The sequence below is a fragment of the Catellatospora bangladeshensis genome (assembly GCF_016862575.1).
GTDB classification, from domain to species: domain Bacteria; phylum Actinomycetota; class Actinomycetes; order Mycobacteriales; family Micromonosporaceae; genus Catellatospora; species Catellatospora bangladeshensis.
This window is the reverse complement of sequence record NZ_BONF01000051.1, coordinates 55,666-75,614: the sequence shown is the minus strand read 5'-3', so window position 1 is coordinate 75,614 and position 19,949 is coordinate 55,666. Positions and strand designations below refer to the sequence as shown.

General features: G+C 71.5%; 18 protein-coding genes and 1 tRNA gene. 11 read left to right on the top strand and 8 right to left on the bottom strand.

The features are described 5' to 3' along the window. Nucleotides 1-91: 91 nt before the first annotated feature. A complete protein-coding gene (gene hppD / locus Cba03nite_RS35175; protein ID WP_203756047.1) occupies nt 92-1,261 on the bottom strand; it encodes a 4-hydroxyphenylpyruvate dioxygenase in 1,170 nt (389 codons plus the stop codon). Between the two features lie 183 nt (nt 1,262-1,444). On the opposite strand from hppD, the gene Cba03nite_RS35170 reads away from it, so the two are divergent. Genes Cba03nite_RS35170 through Cba03nite_RS35150 form a run of 5 tightly spaced genes read left to right on the top strand, consistent with a single transcriptional unit; the run spans nt 1,445 to nt 6,729 of the window. Beyond that, entirely contained in the window at nt 1,445-1,936 is a 492-nt protein-coding gene (locus Cba03nite_RS35170) for an RNA polymerase sigma factor (protein WP_203756045.1), read from the top strand. Then, the gene (locus Cba03nite_RS35165; RefSeq protein WP_203756043.1) at nt 1,936-3,171 is read left to right on the top strand and encodes a hypothetical protein; all 1,236 of its coding nucleotides are present in this window, start codon (nt 1,936-1,938) and stop codon (nt 3,169-3,171) included. Before Cba03nite_RS35170 ends, Cba03nite_RS35165 begins: the two co-directional genes overlap by 1 nt. 12 nt (nt 3,172-3,183) lie before the next feature. Further along, nucleotides 3,184-3,663, top strand: a complete 480-nt coding sequence (locus Cba03nite_RS35160) for an Lrp/AsnC family transcriptional regulator (protein WP_239126251.1) — start codon at nt 3,184-3,186, stop codon at nt 3,661-3,663. A gap of 47 nt (nt 3,664-3,710) precedes the next feature. Further along, nucleotides 3,711-5,024, top strand: coding sequence for a PQQ-binding-like beta-propeller repeat protein (locus Cba03nite_RS35155; RefSeq protein WP_203756040.1), 1,314 nt, complete (start codon nt 3,711-3,713; stop codon nt 5,022-5,024). A 49-nt stretch (nt 5,025-5,073) separates the two neighbouring features. Then, a complete protein-coding gene (locus Cba03nite_RS35150; protein WP_239126250.1) occupies nt 5,074-6,729 on the top strand; it encodes a fumarate hydratase in 1,656 nt (551 codons plus the stop codon). Nucleotides 6,730-6,825: 96 nt separating this feature from the next. On the opposite strand, the gene Cba03nite_RS40140 is transcribed toward Cba03nite_RS35150, so the two are convergent. Both Cba03nite_RS40140 and Cba03nite_RS35140 read right to left on the bottom strand, forming a co-directional pair. Next, a complete protein-coding gene (locus Cba03nite_RS40140; protein WP_239126249.1) occupies nt 6,826-7,389 on the bottom strand; it encodes an endonuclease domain-containing protein in 564 nt (187 codons plus the stop codon). A gap of 575 nt (nt 7,390-7,964) precedes the next feature. Then, the gene (locus Cba03nite_RS35140) at nt 7,965-8,582 is read right to left on the bottom strand and encodes a helix-turn-helix domain-containing protein (RefSeq protein ID WP_203756035.1); all 618 of its coding nucleotides are present in this window, start codon (nt 8,580-8,582) and stop codon (nt 7,965-7,967) included. A gap of 450 nt (nt 8,583-9,032) precedes the next feature. On the opposite strand from Cba03nite_RS35140, the gene Cba03nite_RS35135 reads away from it, so the two are divergent. From Cba03nite_RS35135 to rlmB, 4 genes are all read left to right on the top strand, one after another. Then, the gene (locus Cba03nite_RS35135) at nt 9,033-9,710 is read left to right on the top strand and encodes an HAD family hydrolase (RefSeq protein WP_203756034.1); all 678 of its coding nucleotides are present in this window, start codon (nt 9,033-9,035) and stop codon (nt 9,708-9,710) included. A 64-nt stretch (nt 9,711-9,774) separates the two neighbouring features. Then, nucleotides 9,775-10,440 (top strand): HAD family hydrolase, encoded by a 666-nt coding sequence (locus Cba03nite_RS35130; RefSeq protein WP_203756033.1) that lies wholly within the window; start codon nt 9,775-9,777, stop codon nt 10,438-10,440. A 50-nt stretch (nt 10,441-10,490) separates the two neighbouring features. After that, a complete protein-coding gene (gene cysS, locus Cba03nite_RS35125; RefSeq protein ID WP_203756032.1) occupies nt 10,491-11,906 on the top strand; it encodes a cysteine--tRNA ligase in 1,416 nt (471 codons plus the stop codon). Further along, complete coding sequence (gene rlmB / locus Cba03nite_RS35120) at nt 11,906-13,027, top strand: 23S rRNA (guanosine(2251)-2'-O)-methyltransferase RlmB (RefSeq protein ID WP_203756031.1); 1,122 nt, start codon at nt 11,906-11,908, stop codon at nt 13,025-13,027. The genes cysS and rlmB overlap by 1 nt, the downstream gene beginning before the upstream one ends. Before the next feature lie 63 nt (nt 13,028-13,090). On the opposite strand, the gene Cba03nite_RS35115 is transcribed toward rlmB, so the two are convergent. Next, nucleotides 13,091-14,482, bottom strand: a complete 1,392-nt coding sequence (locus Cba03nite_RS35115; protein ID WP_203756030.1) for a class II fumarate hydratase — start codon at nt 14,480-14,482, stop codon at nt 13,091-13,093. A 104-nt stretch (nt 14,483-14,586) separates the two neighbouring features. After that, nucleotides 14,587-15,678, bottom strand: coding sequence for an ABC transporter ATP-binding protein (locus Cba03nite_RS35110; protein WP_203756028.1), 1,092 nt, complete (start codon nt 15,676-15,678; stop codon nt 14,587-14,589). A gap of 263 nt (nt 15,679-15,941) precedes the next feature. Between Cba03nite_RS35110 and Cba03nite_RS35105 the strand changes: the two genes are divergently transcribed. Further along, nucleotides 15,942-16,017 (top strand) — tRNA-Thr (locus tag Cba03nite_RS35105). 470 nt (nt 16,018-16,487) lie between these two features. Here Cba03nite_RS35105 and Cba03nite_RS35100 read toward each other — a convergent pair. Next, on the bottom strand, nt 16,488-16,850 hold the full coding sequence (locus Cba03nite_RS35100) for a hypothetical protein (RefSeq protein ID WP_203756026.1): 363 nt from the start codon (nt 16,848-16,850) through the stop codon (nt 16,488-16,490). Between the two features lie 363 nt (nt 16,851-17,213). On the opposite strand from Cba03nite_RS35100, the gene Cba03nite_RS35095 reads away from it, so the two are divergent. Then, on the top strand, nt 17,214-17,423 hold the full coding sequence (locus Cba03nite_RS35095) for a winged helix-turn-helix domain-containing protein (protein ID WP_346113791.1): 210 nt from the start codon (nt 17,214-17,216) through the stop codon (nt 17,421-17,423). Nucleotides 17,424-17,554: 131 nt separating this feature from the next. Here Cba03nite_RS35095 and Cba03nite_RS35090 read toward each other — a convergent pair whose 3' ends face one another. Beyond that, complete coding sequence (locus Cba03nite_RS35090) at nt 17,555-18,016, bottom strand: hypothetical protein (protein WP_203756022.1); 462 nt, start codon at nt 18,014-18,016, stop codon at nt 17,555-17,557. Between the two features lie 104 nt (nt 18,017-18,120). Beyond that, complete coding sequence (locus Cba03nite_RS35085; RefSeq protein ID WP_203756020.1) at nt 18,121-19,944, bottom strand: hypothetical protein; 1,824 nt, start codon at nt 19,942-19,944, stop codon at nt 18,121-18,123. Between the last annotated feature and the right edge of the window lie 5 nt (nt 19,945-19,949).

The window sequence follows — 19,949 nt, the reverse complement described above, 5'->3', positions numbered from 1 at the left end:
CTCGCAGGTGCTCGTTCCGGCGGTTTTCACAGGTTAAGAAGGGCACCTTCTTCTACGCATAGCGTTAAGAAGGTGCCCTTCCTTGCGTACGTCAGAGGTTGCCGCGGGTGTCCTGCTCGCGCTCGATGGCCTCGAACAGGGCCTTGAAGTTGCCCTTGCCGAAGCCGAGCGAGCCGTGGCGCTCGATCAGCTCGAAGAAGACCGTCGGGCGGTCCTGCACCGGCTTGGTGAAGATCTGCAGCAGGTAGCCGTCCTCGTCGCGGTCGACCAGGATGCGGCGCTTCTTCAGCTCCTCGATGGGGGCGCGCACGTTGCCGATGCGGGCCCGCAGCTCCGGGTCGTCGTAGTACGAGTCCGGGGTGTTCAGGAACTCGACGCCGGCGGCGCGCATCGCGTCGACGGTGGCCAGGATGTCGTTGGTGGCCAGCGCGATGTGCTGCGCGCCGGGGCCGCCGTAGAACTCCAGGTACTCGTCGATCTGCGACTTCTTGCGGGCGATGGCCGGCTCGTTGAGCGGGAACTTCACCTTGCGGGTGCCGTTGGCGACGACCTTGCTCATCAGCGCCGAGTAGTCGGTGGCGATGTCGTCGCCGATGAACTCGGCCATGTTCGTGAAGCCCATGACGCGGTGGTAGAACTCCACCCACTCGTCCATCCGGCCCAGCTCGACGTTGCCGACCACGTGGTCGACGGCCTGGAACAGCCGCTTCGGCGCGCCCGCCGCGACCAGCGCCGAGCGGTCCACGATCGGCTCGCGGGTGACGAAGCCGGGCTGGAACGGGCCGGTGTAGCGCGAGCGGTCGAGCAGCGTGTGCCGGGTGTCGCCGTAGGTGGCGATCGCCGCGATCCGCACGGTGCCGTGCTCGTCGGTCAGGTCCTCGGGTGCCTGCAGGCCCCGGGCGCCGTGCTTGACGGCGTACGCGTAGGCGGCGTCCACGTCCGGGACCTCGAGGGCGATGTCGGTGACGCCGTCGCCGTGGCGGGCGTGGTGGTCGGCGCCGGGCGCGGCGGCGTGCACCGCCCCGCGCAGCACGAACCGCGCCGAGCCGGAGGTCAGCACGTACTCGGCGTAGTCGCGATAGCCCTGCTCGGGGCCGCGATACGCCACCAGCGTCATGCCGAACGCGGTGGAGTAGTAGTGCGCCGCCTGCTTCGCGTTGCCCACCAGGAAGGCGATGTGGTCGACACCCTTCACGGGGAACGGGTCGGTCAGCTGTTCCGGGCTCGCGTGGGTGGCGGCCGGGTGCGCTACTGCGGTCATGCCGAAAGCTTGGCGCGGGCCCGTGACCTGGGCAACTGTCTCGTGCGACACTGATCAGATTGCGCAGATCGACCGGCGGTCGGGCCGGTTCGCTGGACAGATTGACCAGTTATCGAATCGTTACCGAACCCTGTAATGCTCGCCGGGCTCCCGGGCGTATCCCCGGTGACAAGGGGAGACGGGATGGACGACTTCGCTGAGTTCTATCTCAGCGGCAAGGACGCGGTGTTCCGCGCCGTGCTCGCGGCGGGCGGCGACCGGGCCGGCGCCGAGGACGCGGTGGCCGAGGCGTACGCCCGCGCCTGCGCGCGCTGGGCGGCGGTGCGCGTGCACCCGAACCCGACCGCGTGGGTGCTGCGCACCGCGTTCAACGTGCGCCGTTCGGTCTGGCGGCGGCTGCGCCGGGAGGTGCTCGGGGATCTCCCGGACCGTGCCGCCGCCGAGACCGTGCGCGACGGCGCGCTGCGGCGCGAGCTGGCCGCGCTGCCCCGGCGGCAGCGGGAGGTGGTCGCGCTCCGGCTGATCGCCGACCTCAGCGTGGCCGAGACCGCCGAGCTGCTCGGCATCGCCGAGGGCACCGTCACCGCCCACCTGCACCGTGCCGTGCAGTCCCTGCGCCACCAGCTCGCCCCGGCCGGTCTGACGGCCCTCAACCCCACCCGGGAGGTGGCGTGATGACCGTCGACGACCTGCGGGCGAGGCTCACGGACGAATACGGGGAGGAGCGCTTCACCATGACGGTGAGCGAGATCGAACAGCGGGCCGGGCGAGACCCACGCCGCCGCCTGGGCGCTTGGGCCGCTGTCGGCGCCGCCGCGGTCGTGGCAGCCGGGTTCCTGGTATGGCCGTCCCCGCCCGCCGGAGAGGTGGCACCGCTGGCGACGGCCAGCGCCACACCCGGTGCCACGCCGAGCGCGACGAGCGCACCGTGGCACGCGGGCTTCGCCGAGGACTGCCGCCGCAAGTGGCTGGACAGCGATCGGAGCAAGCTGGCGCCGGAGGACCGCGCCGAGCTGCCGCCGCTGCGCATGGAGGCGCTGGAGCCGGAGCTGGGCATCCGGGTGTACGGCAACGACCGGGTGATCGCCGACTGCGAGCGGTCGCCGGGCGGCCTCGGCATCAGCATGACGTACGCACAGCCCACGCAGCGGCTGCTGCCCGACGTGGGTGCCCGCATCCCGCGGTACGGCTCCATCTCGCACCTGGACGGAAGCCTGAGCGAGGTCGCGAGCGCCGACTACTTCGTGGGCCGGGTGCCCGCTGGAGCGACCCGGGTCGACGCCGTCAGCCCGGACGGCAGGGTCATCGAGGCCAGGCTCGACGGCGGCCTGTTCCTGTTGTGGGCGCCCGAGGGCGGGCTCAACGACGCGATCGTCCGGGCGCACACGGCGACGGCGACGATCCTCGACTCAGGCGTCGACTATCTGCCCGAGGAGCAGCTGACCGAGTCGGCGGAGCAGATCTGCCGGGCCGCCGCCGATCGCGGCCGAGTCGCCGGGGGGCCGTCGCAGCCGCCGCGGCGGTTCTCCTTCCGGGATGCCACGCAGCCACTGCTCGTCCATGCCGTGGACGGCGCCGTCATGGTCTGCGACCGCAGTGGCAACCACGTCTCCCTGCTCACCGTCAGTGCGGCCGACGGCGCCGGTACATGGCAGCCGATGCAGTGGGTGGCCGACGCCGGATACGGCGACGGGTGGATCGTCGGGCGGGCCCCGGCGGGCGCCGAGTCGGGCACGGTGACGCTGGCGAACGGCCGGAAGGTGGCGCTGCGCTTCTCCGGCGGCTGGTTCGCGGCCTGGCTGGCCGGAAAGGACGGCACCGCCGGAGCGCTGCCCAGGTCGGTGGAAGTCCGGGCCGGTGGCCGCACCTGGACCGCGGACGGGCGGCAGAACATCCTCGGCCCGCGATGACATGATGTGCCGGTGACCGTCGGCGTGGACGAGCTGGACGTACGGCTCATCGAGCTGCTCGCGGCCGAGCCGCGGATCGGCGTGCTGGAGGCCTCGCGCCGCCTGAAGGTGGCGCGGGGCACCGTGCAGGCCCGGCTGGACCGGCTCGTCGCGCGCGGCGTCATCAAGGGCTTCGGGCCGGAGCTGGACCCGGCGGCGATCGGCTACGGCGTCACCGCGTTCATCACGCTGGAGATCCGGCAGAGCGGCGGCCACGACCCGGTCGCCGCGCACCTGTCGACGATCCCGGAGGTGCTGGAGGCGTACACCATCACCGGCGGCGGGGACCTGCTCTGCCGCATCGTCGCCCGGTCCAATGCCGACCTGCAGCGCGTCATCGACGAGATCGTGTCGTACGAGGGCATCGTGCGCGCCTCCACGCTGATCGCGCTCGCCGAGCAGCTGCCGTACCGCACCCTGCCGCTGGTGGGGAAAGCCGCCCGACACGGGTGAATCGGACAGTCACTCACGTATGAGCGCGGCCTGGCTATCCTTTCCGGATGGCTCAGGGGAGGGCTGGCGCGGGCTGGCTCGTAGCGGGTGCCGTCGCGCTGACCGTGCTGGTCAGCACCGGCGTCTGGAACCCGTTCCCCGACCTGTGGAACTGGATCAACACGAGCGGGCCCATCGCCGACCCGGCCGCCCGCTGGCAGGAGCGCCTGGGCGGCACCCCGCAGACCGTCACGCTGCTGCCCGACCACATCGTCGTCGAGCACCGCGACTCGGTCGAGGCGCTGAGCCGGGGCAGCGGCCGCCGGGTCTGGTCGACCCCGGCCGACTGGGCCGCGGTGGCCGGGCCGCCCGAGCGCACCGTCGTCGTCGCGGGCAAGCTGCTGGTCAAGGGATACCAGGTGATCGACCCGGCGACGGGGCTGGTGATCCGGCGCGACGAGAAGGCCTCGGCCGTGTGGACCTTCGACGACCAGCTGCTGGAGGTGTCCTGCCGTACCCCCCAGGATTGTGTGCTCACCTCGCGCGAGCCCGCCAGCGGCGACGAGAAGTGGTCCACCGGCCTGCCCGGGATGGGTTTCGTGCTCTTCGCGGACAACCCGGAGCTGCTCGGCAGCGTGCCGCTGGGGGCCGACCGGATCGCCCCGTCGCACGAGCCCGGCAAGATGCCGCAGCTGCTCGGCTTCCCGATCGACGGCAAGGTGTACGTGGTCAGCCCGGCGCTGGGCGAGGCGACCCGGGAGCCGGTGGAGCCGGGGCGCCGCGAGCGCATCGTCGTCGCGGGCGGCCGCGTCCTGCACAGCGTCGCCACCCCGCGCGACGGCGGCTGTGACATCCAGGTGACCGCCCGGGACACCGGCGGCGGCAAGGTCTGGTCCATCCCCAAGGGCCAGCACCTGCGCACCATCGGCGGCGGCGGGTGCGACCAGCGCGACCAGCCCGCCGGCACCGACACCGTGCTGGTGTCGGTGCTGCCCGACGGCCGCGAGCAGCTCATCGAGACCGGCCTCGGCAGGCCCGTGCTGACCTGCGCGACCGGTGAGCACATCGTCGCCGTCGACGCGCAGCGGGCGCTGGTCCGCTCCGCCGACGGCAAGAAGCTGACCATGTACGAGCACGACGCGGACCGCCCCACCAAGCCCAAGCAGCTGTGGACCCGCAAGGTGAACCCGGAGGCGTCCGCGGCGATCCGGGGCGGCGTGGTGGTGCTCGTCGATCGCGCACCCGACCGGGTGATCGTGCTCGACCCAGGCACCGGCCGGGTCCGCCGCGAGGTCCGCACCGAGGCCGAGGTGCTCGCCGCCGACGCGAAGGGCCTGTTGCTGGGCCAGCGGCGTGATCTCGGTTACCTCGCGTTCGATTAGCCGGGCCGCGAATTCTGCGACCCCTCGACACATGAGTACGCTTTTCGCCGTGACTGACTTCGCCTACTCCTCCCTGCTGCCCCTGGGCGCGGACACCACCGACTACCGGCTCGTCACCGACGAGGGCGTCGACGTGGTCAGCGGGCCGGGCGGGCGCAAGTTCCTCACCATCGAGCCGGAGATCTTCACCCAGCTCACCGCCGAGGCGATGCACGACATCGCGCACTATCTGCGCCCGGCGCACCTCGCCCAGCTCCGCTCGATCATCGAGGACCCGCTGTCCTCGCCGAACGACCGCTTCGTCGCCAAGGACCTGCTGCACAACGCGAACATCGCCGCCGGCGGCGTGCTGCCCATGTGCCAGGACACCGGCACCGCGATCGTCATGGGCAAGCGCGGCCGGCACGTGCTCACCGACGGGGCCGACGAGGCCGCCATCGCCCGCGGCGTGTACGAGGCGTACACCAAGCTGAACCTGCGCTACTCGCAGCTCGCCCCGCTGACCGTGTGGGACGAGCGCAACACCGGCAACAACCTGCCCGCGCAGATCGAGCTCTACGCCGAGGACCCGGACGGCCACGCCGACGCGTACAAGTTCCTGTTCATGGCCAAGGGCGGCGGCAGCGCCAACAAGTCGTACCTCTACCAGGAGACCAAGGCGCTGCTGAACCCGACCTCGTTCATGCGCTTCCTGGACGAGAAGCTGCGCCTCATCGGCACCAGCGCCTGCCCGCCGTACCACCTGGCCATCGTCATCGGCGGCACGTCCGCCGAGCACGCGCTCAAGACCGCCAAGCTGGCCTCGGCGAAGTACCTGGACAACCTGCCGTCGTCCGGCTCGATGCTCGGGCACGGATTCCGGGACGTGGAGCTGGAGGCGGAGGTCCTCGAACTGACCCGCAACTTCGGCATCGGCGCGCAGTTCGGCGGGCGCTACTTCTGCCACGACGTCCGCGTCATCCGGCTGCCGCGCCACGGCGCGTCCTGTCCGGTCGCCATCGCCGTGTCCTGCTCCGCCGACCGCCAGGCCGTCGCCAAGATCACGCCGTCGGGCGTGTGGCTGGAGCGGCTGGAGACCGACCCGGCCCGCTACCTGCCCGAGGTCACCGTCGAGGACGTGTCCGACGAGGTGGTCAAGGTCGACCTCAACCGGCCCATGTCCGAGATCCGCGAGCAGCTGTCGCAGTACCCGGTGAAGACGCGGCTGTCGCTGTCCGGGCCGCTCGTGGTCGCCCGGGACATCGCCCACGCGAAGATCGCCGAGCGGCTGGACGCCGGTGAGCCGATGCCGCAGTACCTGCGCGACCACGCGGTCTACTACGCCGGGCCCGCCAAGACGCCCGAGGGCTACGCGTCCGGCTCCTTCGGCCCGACCACGGCTGGGCGGATGGACGCGTACGTGGAGAAGTTCCAGGCCGCGGGTGGGTCGTACGTGATGCTCGCCAAGGGCAACCGCAGCGGCCAGGTCACCAAGGCGTGCCAGGCGTACGGGGGCTTCTACCTCGGCTCCATCGGCGGCCCCGCCGCCCGGCTCGCCCAGGACTGCATCAAGAAGGTCGAGGTCCTGGAGTATCCGGAGCTCGGCATGGAGGCGGTCTGGAAGATCGAGGTCGAGGACTTCCCCGCCTTCATCGTCGTCGACGACAAGGGCAACGACTTCTTCGCCGAAACGAGCAAGCCGACGCTCACCATCGGCCGCCGCTGACGGCCCGCCGTCCGGCCCGCTTGATCATCCGACTTGCCTGGCACTTGGGCGTATCTTGGGGGCGCTTTCGCCCATGTGCCAGGCAAGTCGAGTGATCTAGGGGCGCCAGCCGCGGGAGCGGAGGGCGGTTTTGACCTCGCGGACGACGGCGGGGAAGTCGGTGCGGAGGCGGCGGCTGGTCACGTGCAGGACGATCCAGCCTTCGCCGACGAGCAGGTTCAGCCTGCGGCGGTCCAGGTGGAACTGGTCGGGGGCGTCGTGCCACTCCCCGTCGTACTCGACGGCGACCCGGTAGTCGGGCCAGGCCAGGTCCGGGTGCAGCAGCCGGCCGCCGGTCACCGCGACCGGGAACTGCAGTTCAGGCTGGGGGACGCCGTTGCGGACCAACCCGACGCGCAGCCGTGACTCGGGCGGCGACTCGGCCCTGCCGTCCGCGAGCCCGAACGCCTTCGCCGCCTTCGCCGCGCCGTGCCTGCCCCAGCGGGCTCTGGCCAGCTCGCTCAGCTCCTCGCCGGACACCAGCTTGGCGTGTAGCAGCGCGTCGATGATCGTTACGGCGGGCACGAGGTCGAGCCAGAGCGCGAGGTCCCAGCAGGTGCGCAGCGGGCTGGTCACCGGATAGCCGCGGTGGGTTCCGACGTCTGCGCCGTCGAGCTGCATGCGGTGTACGACCGCCTGCTTGCTGGTTGAGCCGGGTGCCGGTCGGGACGACGAGGTGCACCCGGTCGCCGGGGGACGCGGCGTGCGGGACGCCGTGCAGGTACGCCGCGGACGGGCCGGCGAAGCAGGCGCGCTCCGGCAGGTCGAGCGCCAGCCCGCGGCAGCTCAGCTCATGGTCGTGGTCGAGCCGGCTGTCGGCGAAGGCGTTGTAGCCGAGGCTCGTCCAGTTGTCGCCGCGCAGCTGGTCGGGGGTGAGCAGGCCGTCCCGCAGAGCGTCGGAGCCGCGGAACACCTGCCAGGCGAGTGGTCGGGGTCGGTCGATGCGTCGCACGCCGGACAGCGTGCCTGAGATTCCGGATCCCTGTGCACGACCCTGTGGATAACCCGCCCACCCCCTGTGGACAACCGTGTGGATCACCTGTGGACGGGTGTGGACAACCGCTGTGGATGATCGTCCGGCGATGATCGTCCAACCTGCCAGGCACCTGGGCGAATGCGCGCTCAAGATACGCCCGTATGCCAGGCAAGTCGGACGATCAAAGGGCCGGGCCGGGCCGGGCCGGGCCGGGTCGGGGTCAGGTCAGGGCGGTGGTGATGGAGTGGGCGGCGGCGACGACGAGGGGGCCGACGGTGTCGGGGTCGAGCGGGGCGAGGGCGACCACGCCGACGCTGGCGCGCAGGCCCTCGACACGGTGTACGCGGGCCGCGATGCCGTACGCCCCCGGCTGCAGCTCGCCGGAGGAGACGGTCCAGCCCTCGGCCTCGGAGAGGATCGCGCGTCCGGCGGCGCCCGCGGCGAGCGGATGCCGGGAGCCGGTGCGGTAGGCGACGTGGAACATGGTCGCGCTGGGCTCGACGACGGCCACCGCGACAGCCTCGTCGCCGTCGGCGACGGTCAGGTGCGCGGTGGCGCGGACCTGGTCGGCGAGGCGGCGCAGGGCGGGCAGCGCGGCGTCGGCGAGCAGCGGCTGGGCGCGGCGGGCCAGGTGCAGCAGGCCGAGACCGAGACGCAGCCGGCCGCCGGAGTCGCGCCGGATGAAGGCGTGCTCGGTGAGGGTCGTGACCAGGCGATACACCACGGCGCGGCCGACGCCGAGGTGGTTGGCGGCCTCGGTGACCGTCAGCCCGCCTGGCGTGTCCGCGACGAGGGTGAGCAGGCGCAGGCCACGGTCGAGCGTCTGGGCGGTGTCCACGGGATCAAGACTAAGAGCGGGCCGCGCCCCGCCGCCCGCCGCGTCACGGCGCAAAGACCTTTCCCGTGCGCGCCCGGGTGGCGCAGTTCGCCACCGATCGCCCCGCCACGGACTACCTCGCCGCGCCGCGCCGCGGATCGTCGTGGATTGCCACGCCGCGCCGCGCCGCGGATCGCCGTGGATCGCCACGCCGCGCCGCGCCGCGGGTCCGTGCACGTCGGCGCAGGTCGTCGCACGGTCGGTGCGGCGTGGTCGGTCCGGCGTCGGGTGAAGATCGCGTTCTCGTGTCGGAACCTGGGGCTAGACCGCAGCTTTCGACACGAAACGGCGATCAACCGCCGGTTGACCCCAGAGGAAGCGGCGCCCGGCTCGGCGCCACGTTAAGAAGGTGCCCTTCCTCTACGGATAGCGTTAAGAAGGTGCCCTTCCTTGCCCGGATACAGTGGCGGGGTGATCAGGGCGGTGGCGTTCGATGCGGATGAGACCCTGCTGGACCTGCGGCCGGCGATCGAGGCGGCGCTGGAGGTGGTGCGGGCCGAGGTGCGGGGCATCGATCCGGCGGCGGAGCTGAGCCGCGATCATCTGCGTGATGACTGGAACTCCGTGTTCGCCGAGGATCCGGACGCGCCGGTGCCGCACATCCGCAGGGAGGCGCTGCGGCGCTCGCTGGCCCGGTTCGGCCTGGAGCATCACCTGGACACGCAGGTGGAGGCGTTCTTCGCGGCGCGGTTCCGGGAGACCCGGCCGTTCCCCGACGCGCTGGCGATGCTGGCCGAGCTGCGTTCCTCGTACGTCCTGGGGTACGCCACGAACGGCAACTCGATCGCGGAGCGGTGCGGGCTGGGCGGGGAGTTCGCGTTCGAGCTGTACGCGCACCAGAACGGCCTGCCGAAGAAGCCGTCCCCGGCGTTCTTCGCGGCGGTGCTGGAGGCGGCGGGGGTGGACCCGCACGAGGTGGTGTACGTCGGCGACAACTACCGGCATGACGTCGAGGCGCCCGCCGCGGCGGGGATGCGCACGGTGTGGGTGAACCGCGCGGGCCGCGAGGTGCCGGGCGCGGTGGTGCCGGATGCCGTGATCGACCGCCTGGCGCACCTGCCGGAGGCGCTCGCCCGTCTCGCGACATGAGACGCGGTCACCCCGGTGGGTGACGTTGCAGGGCTGTGACCTGCGGTTCCGCTAACGTGTACCGATGATCACGACTGTCGCCTTCGACGCCGACGACACCCTGGTGGACATCCACACCGCCGTCACGGCCGGACTGAGCGCGGTCACCGCCGCGGTGGCCGACCCGGCGCTGACCCTGGAGCTGTTCCACGCCGACGCCGACGATCACTGGATCTCGCTCGCCGACCGCGACGCGCGGGAGATCCGGGCCGCCGCGATGCGGTACACGCTGGCTCGTGCGGGCCGCGAGCACGAGCTGGACCGGTGGCTGGAGCTGTTCTTCGAGGTGCGGTTCGCGCACTCGCGGCCGTTCGAGGGGGCGACGGCGGTGCTGGACAAGCTGAGCCGCGACTACCGGCTCGGGTACGCCACGAACGCCAACAGCGAGGCGCACCGGTGCGGGCTGGGCGGCCGGTTCGCGTTCGAGATCTACGCGCTGCGGGGAGGCGTGCCGAAGAAGCCGGCCCGCGGGTTCTTCGAGGCGGTGCTGGCCGCGGCGCAGGCCCAGCCGCACGAGGTGGTGTACGTCGGCGACAACTACGAGCACGACGTGGCCGGCGCTGCGGGCGCGGGCCTGCGTACCGTGTGGCTGAACCGGGCGGGCGCCCCCGCCGCCGGGCCGGTCCGCGCGGACGTGGTGATCGGCTCGCTGGACGAGCTGCCCGACGCGGTGACGAGCCTCGCCGGGTGACCGGCGGGCGCGGTGATAAATACGGCGCTCCCATTGACTATCCTTGTCCGGTGACGTTGAGACTCTTTGACACCGCGACCAGACAGGTGCGCGACTTCGTGCCGCGCGTTCCCGGTCAGGCCTCCGTGTACCTGTGTGGTCTCACCGTCCAGTCCGGCCCGCACATCGGCCACCTGCGCTCGGGCGTCAACTACGACGTGCTGCGGCGCTGGCTGCTGCACGCGGGCCTGGACGTGGTGTTCGTGCGCAACATCACGGACATCGACGACAAGATCCTCGCCAAGTCGCTGGAACAGGGTCGCCCGTTCTGGTCGATCGCGTACGCCAACGAGGTGACGCTCGCCGCGACCTACCGGGCGCTGAACGTGCTGCCGCCGACGTACGAGCCGCGCGCCACCGGGCACGTGCCCGAGATGCACGAGATGATCACCGAGCTGATCGAGCGCGGCAACGCGTACCCGAGCAACGACGGCAGTGGTGACGTCTACTTCGCCGTCGGCTCGTTCGCCGAGTACGGCGCCCTGTCCGGGCAGAAGCCGGACGAGATGCAGGCCGCCGCCGACGGGCCGGAGCGGGCCAAGCGCAACCCGCGCGACTTCGCGCTGTGGAAGGGCGCCAAGGCCGAGGAGCCGGACGACGCCGAGTGGCCCTCGCCGTGGGGACGCGGCCGGCCCGGCTGGCACATCGAGTGCTCCGCCATGGCCAAGCGCTACCTGGGCGCCGAGTTCGACATCCACGGCGGCGGCCTCGACCTGGTCTTCCCGCACCACGAGAACGAGCAGGCGCAGTCGCGCGCCGCCGGGCTGCCGTTCGCCCGGTTCTGGGTGCACCACGGCCTGCTCAACCTCGGCGAGGCCAAGATGAGCAAGTCGCTGGGCAACGTGATCGACCTCGACGCGGTCACCGAGCGCGGCATCCGCCCCGCCGACCTGCGCTACTACCTGCTCGCCCCGCACTACCGGGCGCGCATCGACTTCAGCTGGCAGGCGCTGGAGGAGGCCGCCACGGCGTACCGCCGCATCGAGGGTTTCGTGCAGCGGGCCGTCGAGATCGTCGGCGTGGTAGAGCCGGGGGCGATGTGCGCCGAGTTCGCCGAGGCGATGAACGACGACCTCAACACCTCCGCCGCGCTCGCCGCGCTGCACGAGGTGGTGCGCGAGGGCAACACGGCGCTGGCCGCCGGAGAGGACAAGGCCACTGCCGGGGCGCTGGGCAGCGTACGGGCGATGCTCGGCGTGCTCGGCCTCGACCCGCTCGACCCCGTGTGGGCGTCGGGCAAGGGTGGCGAGGGGCTGCGCGGCACGGTGGACGCGCTGGTGGCACTGGCCCTGGAGCAGCGCACCGCTGCTCGGGCACGCAAGGACTGGGCCGCCGCGGACGCCGTGCGCGACCAGCTCAAACAGGCCGGAGTCGTGGTGGAGGACACCCCGCACGGTCCACGCTGGACGATCGGAAGTGAACTGTAATGCCGGGCAACTCGCAACGCCGCAACATTCGCCAGGTCAGCAAGAAGACCGCGACCAAGGGGACGGGCGGCAAGGGCAAGGACACCCTCAAGGGCCGCGGCAAGACCCTGCCCGCCGACGAGCGACCCTGGCACAAGGGGTATTCGGGCACCGAGAAGCTGCCGTCGAAGACCGCCTGGAAGCAGGACAAGGAGCGCAAGGCGGCGGCCGCCGAGGGGCGCGCCCCGAAGATCGGCAAGCCGGGCACCAAGGACACCACCTGGGGCAAGGGCGGCACCGGCAAGGGCGCGCCGACCAGGCGCACCCAGGCCGCGCGCGGCGCCGCGACGCGGATGGGCCCGCGGGTCGCGCCCGGCCGCAAGTCGCTCACCCCCAAGGACGCGCCGGAGCTGCTCGTCGGCCGCAACCCGGTGGTCGAGGCGCTGCGCGCGCACGTGCCGGCCACCGCGCTCTACCTCGCGCAGGGCATCGACATCGACGAGCGGATCACCGAGATCGTGCGCACCGCGGGCGACCGCGGCATCCCGATCCTGGAGATCACCCGGGCCGAGCTGGACCGGCTCACCGGCGGCGTGCTGCACCAGGGCGTCGGCATCCAGGTGCCGCCGTTCGCGTACGAGAGCTTCGAGGACCTGCTGGCCGCCGCGGCCGAGCACCCGGAGCCGCTGCTCGTCGCGCTCGACGGGGTCACCGACCCGCGCAACCTCGGCGCGGTCATCCGGTCCGCGGCCGCGTTCGGCGCGCAGGGCATCTTCGTGCCGGAGCGCCGCGCCGCGGGCATCACCGCGACCGCCTGGCGCACCAGCGCGGGCGCCGCGGCCCGGCTGCCCGTCGCCCAGGTGACCAACCTGACCCGGGCGCTCAAGCAGGCCCAGGCCGAGGGCTTCGTGGTGGTCGGCCTGGACGCGGACGGCGAGACCGACCTCTACCAGCTGGAGGCCGCGGTCGGCCCGCTGGTCGTGGTCGTCGGCTCGGAGGGCCGCGGCCTCGGCCGCCTCGTCGGGCAGACCTGTGACCTGCGGGTGAGCATCCCGATCGTGTCCGAGGTGGAGTCGCTCAACGCCTCCGTCGCGGCCGCGGTTGCCCTCGCCGAGGTGGCCCGCCGCCGCGCGACGGCCTAGTTCTGCCGATCAAGGCTCCCGCCATGCCGTTCCAGTGGCATGGCGGGAGCCTTGATCATCGGGTCAGTCGGGCTGGCGGGTCATCGCGAGCACGTCCAGGGCCGCGTCCAGCTCCTGCTCGGTGAGCTTGCCCGCGTCGACGTGGCCGCGCTCGACGACGACCTGGCGGATCGTCTTGTTCTCCGCGAGCGCCTGCTTCGCCACGGCAGCCGCCTCCTCGTAACCGATGTGCCGGTTCAGCGGCGTGACGATCGACGGGGAGCCCTCCGCGTACAGGCGGGCGACCTCCTCGTTCGCCTTCAGCCCGACGACGCAGCGGCGCGCGAACAGCCGGCTCGCGCCCGCCAGCAGCGTGATCGACTCCAGCAGGTTGCGGGCGATCAGCGGCAGCATCACGTTGAGCTCGAAGTCGCCCTGCGAGCCCGCGAAGGCGACGGCCGCGTCGTTGCCCATGATCTGCGCGCACACCTGGCGCACCGACTCGCAGATCACCGGGTTCACCTTGCCCGGCATGATCGACGAGCCGGGCTGCAGGTCGGGGATGCGCAGCTCGGACAGGCCCGCGCGGGGCCCGGAGCCCATCCAGCGGACGTCATTGGCGATCTTGTACAGGCTGACGGCGGCCACCCGCAGCTGCCCGGACAGCTCCACCAGCGCGTCCCGGGCCCCGTGCGCCTCGAAGTGGTTCTCCGCCTCGGCCACCGGCAGCCCCGTGTTCGCGGCCAGGCGGCGGTAGACCTCGCGCCGGAACGCGGCGCTCGCGTTCACGCCGGTGCCCACCGCCGTGCCGCCCAGCGGCAGCTCGGCCACGTGCGGCAGCGCCGAGGCGATGCGCTCGGCGGCCCGGTGCACCTGGTGGGCGTACCCGGAGAATTCCTGGCCCAGGGTCACCGGCGTCGCGTCCATCAGGTGCGTCCGCCCGGACTTCACCACGTGCGCGAACTCCTCCGACTTCACCGCCAGCGCGTCCTCCAGCTCCAGCAGCGCCGGGCGCAGGTCGTGCGCCACCAGCCGCAGCGCCGCCAGGTGGATCGCCGAGGGGAACACGTCGTTGCTGGACTGCGACGCGTTCACCTGGTCGTTCGGGTGCACCGGGCGGCCCAGCCGCTGCCCCGCCAGGCGCGCCAGCACCTCGTTCATGTTCATGTTCGTCGAGGTGCCCGACCCGGTCTGGAACACGTCCACCGGGAAGTGCGCCGCGAAGTCGCCGTCGGCGACCTGCCGCGCCGCCGACGCGATCGCGCCCGCCGTCTCGCTGTCCAGCGTCCCGGTGGCCGCGTTCGCCTCCGCCGCCGCCTCCTTGATCTGCGCCAAGGCGATGATCAGGGAGTACGGCAGAGGCGTACCCGACACCGGGAAGTTCTCGATCGCACGCTGGGTCTGCGCGCCCCACAGCGCGTCGGCGGGCACGTGCACCTCGCCCATCGTGTCGTGCTCGACTCGATACTCCGTCATGGCTTCATCCTTACCCGGTTCCGCACGGCAAGGCGAAGATCGGCACGCGTACACGAAGAAGGGGCGGGACCATTCGGCCCCGCCCCTCGTTGCTGTTGCCTGCGTCAGATACGCACACCCGAGGCGGCGTGGAACGCGTGGTGGCTGCCCACGACCGGCTTCACGAACACGGTGTCACCGAGGTTCGGCATGGCCTGGCGGGACGTGGAGACCACGAACCGCTCCTCGCCACCGTTGATCGCGGCGTGGCCGTACACGTTCGCGTTCGCGCCCAGGTCCTCGACCAGGTCCACGACGATCGGCATGCCGCCCTCGCTCGCGCCCACCAGGTCCGAGTCCTCCGGGCGGAAGCCCACGGTGACCTGGCCGTTGCCGCCCTCGGCCTGCGCCGCGGCGACCTGCTCGCGGGTGAGCGGGAGCACCATCTGGCCGAACACCGCGCCGGCGTCGGTCAGCTGGACCGTCTTGATGTTCATGGCCGGCGAGCCGATGAAGCCCGCGACGAACACGTTCGACGGCTTGTCGTACAGGGCACGCGGGGTGTCGCACTGCTGCAGCACACCGTCGAGCAGCACGGCCACCCGGTGACCCATGGTCATGGCCTCGACCTGGTCGTGCGTGACGTACACCGTGGTGATGCCCAGCTGCGACTGCAGCGTGGCGATCTGCGAACGGGTCTGCACACGCAGCTTCGCGTCGAGGTTCGACAGCGGCTCGTCCATGAGGAAGACCTGCGGCTCACGCACGATGGCGCGGCCCATCGCGACACGCTGGCGCTGACCGCCGGAGAGCGCCTTCGGCTTGCGGTTGAGGTACTCCTCCAGCTGCAGCATCTGCGCGGCCTTCTTGACCCGGACGTCGATCTCCGACTTCGGGGTCTTGCGCAGCTTGAGCGCGAACGCCATGTTCTCGTACACCGTCATGTGCGGGTAGAGGGCGTAGTTCTGGAAGACCATCGCGATGTCCCGCGACTTCGGCGGGAGGTTCGTGACGTCCTTGTCGTTGATGTAGATCGCGCCCTGGTCGACGTCCTCGAGGCCGGCCAGCATCCGCAGGCTGGTGGACTTGCCACAGCCGGACGGGCCGACGAGGACGAGGAACTCGCCGTCCTGGATCTGGAGGTCGAGCTGGTCGACGGCGGGGCGGTCGGTGCCCGGGTAGATCCGGGACGCCTTCGCATAGGTGACGGTAGCCACGGGGGTGTGTCCTTCCACCGGCAGGAACGTGCCGGACGATCCGAGTGAAAGTGAAGTGCCGAATACGTATGCACGAACCCGGCGTTCGTCAACCTAGCCCGGCCACGGCGTGTCAGCAAGCCCGTGGATCATCATGTGGAACGCATCTGCCAGGCGAAACGGACTTTACGACAATGATCGGTACGAAACTCCGGGGAATCCGGTAGGCGCCGGGAGCGTGGGGACGCGTACCATCGCTGGGTACGACCGGCGAGGTCGTGCATGCCGGCCTGGCGCAATTGGTAGCGCACCCGACTTGTAATCGGAAGGTTAGGGGTTCAAGTCCCCTGGTCGGCTCCAACGCCTCAACTCAAGAAGCGCTGAGCCGGGCTCGCCCGTACGACAGCGACGTCATATGGCAGTGAAGTCTCGCCAGTTCTGTCGAAACTTTCTCTACGAGGGTCAAGGCGGCCGCAAGCGGCCGCGCCGGGGTCCCAGGGGCACCGGGCCGACACGCCAGCCTTTAGCGCGCCGACCCTGACCCAACGCCACGCGGCGGAAGCCACTGCCTCGCAAGGAAGTCGGTCGCCGCCACCCCGAAGCAGGAGGCCGCTGTGTCGGCGCTTGCTAGGCGCGCTAGCTCATTGACCATGGGCCTAGCGACCAGGGCGGGCGGACCCGCTTCGGCTTGGTGGCCATGTCAGCTCCTCCCGAATGCGACTGCGGCGAACACGGCCGCGATTAGGTGCAGTGTTGCGGCGATGATGAGTGCAGCGGTCACGCCCGCACCTGCCCACGCGGCAGCCCGGCCAACTTCCGACCACATGTGGTCATTGCGGCGCCCCCAGCCTCAGCGGCTGGCCGGTGCAGCCGGACAGGATGTCTGCGCCGGCCGCCAACAGCATCGACAGATCCCGGGCTGCCTGCGCAGGCAGCTCGTAGACGTCGCCGCTGCCGCTGTCCCGAGAGTCGGTCATCTCGACCGTAATTCGGGGTCCGCTGCCCAGTCCGACGTCGACGATCTCCACTGCCAGGGTCAAGGTGAGGCCGTAGCTGATCTCGCCGACGTGTGCCGAGTGCACTGGCCAGTGGTCAGGGTGCGTGCGTTCGCACCAAGTGGGGTGCGCTGCGGGCACCGCCCGCTCCAGGTTGGACAACAAGTTGACGACCTGCTGCTGGTTGGGATGTGACACCGGTCGACCTCCGTTCTGCGCGAGGGAGTGGCGCACCCAAGATCGATACTGAGCATCTGCCGTGATGTCTCGCCTATGTCGCCGCGCTGAGTTGGTGACATAGGCCGCGCCGCTGGGCATCGGCTGCCAGCTGAAGCCCCGTCGCGCCGTCACTTCGGCCAGCGTGGTGGGGCTTCAGGCCCGGGTGGCCGGGGTGCGATCCGGCCACCCGTGGGGCCCTCAAAGCGCCAACCCGAGGACCCCGACAGAACTTATCTCACCTATCTAACTTATATCAAGGGGTGCGTCATGCTCTGGTGGTGATCTAAGTGAGTGCGCTTGACTTGGGGTACGCCAACCCGAGGATCTGCCATGCCCGTACCGATGAGCTCGACCGAAATCGCCGCAGACATCGCCGCCCGGATCAAGACCGGTGAGTACCCGCCGGGTTCGCGGCTGCCCTCGTACTCGCAGCTGACCGAGATCTACGCCCCGGTGTCTGTGGCGACGATCGCGCGAGTCATTCGGGACCTGCGGATCCAGGGCGTGGTGGTGGGTTCGCCGGGTCGTGGGGTGTACGTACCGGAGGAGTAGCGCGCAGACTGGGACCACACAACCCGGTCAGTTGGGGCGACCCTGCGGGTCTAGCCGTCCTGCGTGGAACGGAGCCCGCGCCAGCATTCGGTCGCGCAAGATCGCAGGTCAGTCCGCTGGTCGGCGCCGTTTCAGCTCGCCTGGCGGCGGTGCTGGTCGAGGTGTTCGACCAGGGCGACCATCTTCTCGAACGGGACGCGCACGGCCGGGCTGAACAGGTTGCGGCTGACGCCGACGTGCGTACGGAACTCGCCGCCGTCGTTCAGCTCGATCCACAGCACGCGCTTGTCGCCGAGCGACCCGTCCTCGTGCCGGATCGTGAACGCCCGCACGTCCCGCAACGGGATCGCCGTACGCGCCAGCGGAAACCGCAGCACCACCCGATCCCCGACCAGGTACACCCCCTGCTGCACCCCGAGATAACAACCCCCGCCCAGCAGCACGAGCCCGATGAGCATCGGGTCGGTGTACCGCCCGTCCCGCATCGCCTCGACGAACAGGATCACGCAGATCACGAGCCCGACGAGGTACAGCGGCCCGAGCGCGGGCAGTGGGGTGAGCCGCTGCGAGCGGCCTACGGCGAGGGGAGCCACGCAGCGCATTGTGCGCGGCCGGGCGCCCGCCTGTCAGCCCCGCAACCCCCGAAATGATCAAAGCTCCCGCCGACAGCGCGGCGGGAGCTTTGATCGGATGCGGATCAGCCCAGCGGAAGCAGCCCCGCGGCCGTGCCGACGACGGGCAGGTTGCGCAGGACCTCCATCGAGGTGCCCATGTCGCCGAGGATCGGCAGGCTGCTGACGAGCGGCAGCCCGCCCAGCAGGTCACCCACCAGCGGCAGCCCGCCACCGGCCCCGCCGGCCAGCGAGCCGAGCAGCGGCAGGTCGCCCAGACCTGGCAGCGGCGCCGCCTCGGTCGCGGACTCGGTGTACTCCGCGTCCTCGCCGGCGACCGGGCGCTCGGTGGCGCGGTGGCGGCCGACGTGCGGCTGGGCGGCGACCATGGCGGGCGCGGGCAGCGTCTGGGCGACCGGCATCGCGGTGCCGACGACGGGCTCGCGGTTGAGCAGGTTGGCGCCGCGGCCGGGGTTCAGGCCGCCGGACAGGTTGCCGGTGACCTTGCCGAGGGCGTCGCCGACGATCGGGACGGAGCCGACGATGGGCAGCGAGCTGCCGGGCTTGCCGCCCTGCACGATGCCGCTGCTGAGCATGCCGCCGACGATGGGCAGCTTGGTCACGGTGTCGAGGCCGAGCTTGCCGTTGACGACGTCGCGTACGCCGGGGAGCTGCTTGGCGATGTCGCCGACGACGAGGACGCCGTCCAGCGGGCCGCCGTTGCCGAGCACGTCGCCGACGAGCGGCAGCTTGTCGACGATGGGCAGGCCCTCGGCCGGTCCGGCCGCCTCGGTGGCGCCGATGTCGGTGGCGCCGAGCAGGTCGTCGATGGAGCTGTTCTTGCCCATCGCGTCGGCGATGAGGGCCGGCACGATCTGCGAGGTGGCGTCGGCGACCTGCGCGGACAGGCCGGGGTCGAGCGTGACGCCCAGCGCGTCGGCGGGGTCGAGCGCGGCGGTGTCCACCAGCGGGTCGATGACGGCCTGCCGCATGACCTGGTCGACGGGCAGGTCGCCGGGGGTGTCCAGCCAGTCGCCGAAGTGGTCCTGGCTGATGTCGCCCAGCGGGCGCGGGGCGGGGGCGGGCGCGTTGTTGCGCTCGCCGGCCAGGCCGCCGGTCAGACCACCGGTGAGGCCGTCGGTGAGACCGCTGAGCGGGCTCGCGCCCTTGTCGCCGCCGGTGAGGCCGCCGGTCAGGCCACCCAGGGCGCCGAGCGGGCTGTCGCCGCCGGTCAGGCCACCGAGGGCGCCGAGCGGGCTGTCGCCGCCGGTGAGGCCGCCGGTGAGGCCGCCGAGCGGGCTGGCGTCGCCGCCGAGCAGGCCACTGGTCAGGCCGCCGACGGTGCCGTTGCCGTCGGCGCCGACCAGGCCGTTGGCGAGGCCGCCGAGCGGGCCGTTGCTGAGGCCCGCGATGGGACTGCCGCCGGGGGTGCCGCCGAGCAGGCCGCCGAGCGGGCCGCTGGACAGCATGTCGAGGCCGGGCAGGGGCAGCGCCTCCACGCGGCCGGTTTCCGCGGTGACGCCGGTGAGCAGGCTGGTCGCGCTGCTGAGCAGGTTGGTCCGCGGCGCCATGTCGGACAGGCGCGGGAGCTTGCCGGCCAGGGAGATGTCCTGGATGCCGGGCGCGTGCGCGGTGATGCCGACGTTGCCCGCGCCGCGGGTGATGCTGAGCGGGCCGTCGGCGACGAGGCCGGCGCTCACGCGGGTGTCGGGCGTGTCCAGCGACAGGCCCAGGTCGTGCAGGCCGCCCGTCGGGGAGAAGAGGTCGGCCACCAGCCCTCGCATGGCCTGGGGATCGGCGGTCGGCTTGGCCGAGGCGTTACCTTCAGCGTGCGCGACGCCATTGCCCAGAAGCATGACGCCGCTCGCCACGCCTACGGCGCCGACGGCACGGTAGAACCACTTGTTCATGTCCA

Bases quoted from the DNA above. Each gene is read 5' to 3' on its own strand.
- hppD (WP_203756047.1), bottom strand. From the start codon at position 1,261: ATGACCGCAGTAGCGCACCCGGCCGCCACCCACGCGAGCCCGGAACAG.
- Cba03nite_RS35170 (WP_203756045.1), top strand. From the start codon at position 1,445: ATGGACGACTTCGCTGAGTTCTATCTCAGCGGCAAGGACGCGGTGTTC.
- Cba03nite_RS35165 (WP_203756043.1), top strand. From the start codon at position 1,936: ATGACCGTCGACGACCTGCGGGCGAGGCTCACGGACGAATACGGGGAG.
- Cba03nite_RS35155 (WP_203756040.1), top strand. From the start codon at position 3,711: ATGGCTCAGGGGAGGGCTGGCGCGGGCTGGCTCGTAGCGGGTGCCGTC.
- Cba03nite_RS40140 (WP_239126249.1), bottom strand. From the start codon at position 7,389: ATGCAGCTCGACGGCGCAGACGTCGGAACCCACCGCGGCTATCCGGTG.
- Cba03nite_RS35130 (WP_203756033.1), top strand. From the start codon at position 9,775: ATGATCACGACTGTCGCCTTCGACGCCGACGACACCCTGGTGGACATC.
- rlmB (WP_203756031.1), top strand. From the start codon at position 11,906: ATGCCGGGCAACTCGCAACGCCGCAACATTCGCCAGGTCAGCAAGAAG.
- Cba03nite_RS35115 (WP_203756030.1), bottom strand. From the start codon at position 14,482: ATGACGGAGTATCGAGTCGAGCACGACACGATGGGCGAGGTGCACGTG.
- Cba03nite_RS35095 (WP_346113791.1), top strand. From the start codon at position 17,214: ATGAGCTCGACCGAAATCGCCGCAGACATCGCCGCCCGGATCAAGACC.
- Cba03nite_RS35085 (WP_203756020.1), bottom strand. From the start codon at position 19,944: ATGAACAAGTGGTTCTACCGTGCCGTCGGCGCCGTAGGCGTGGCGAGC.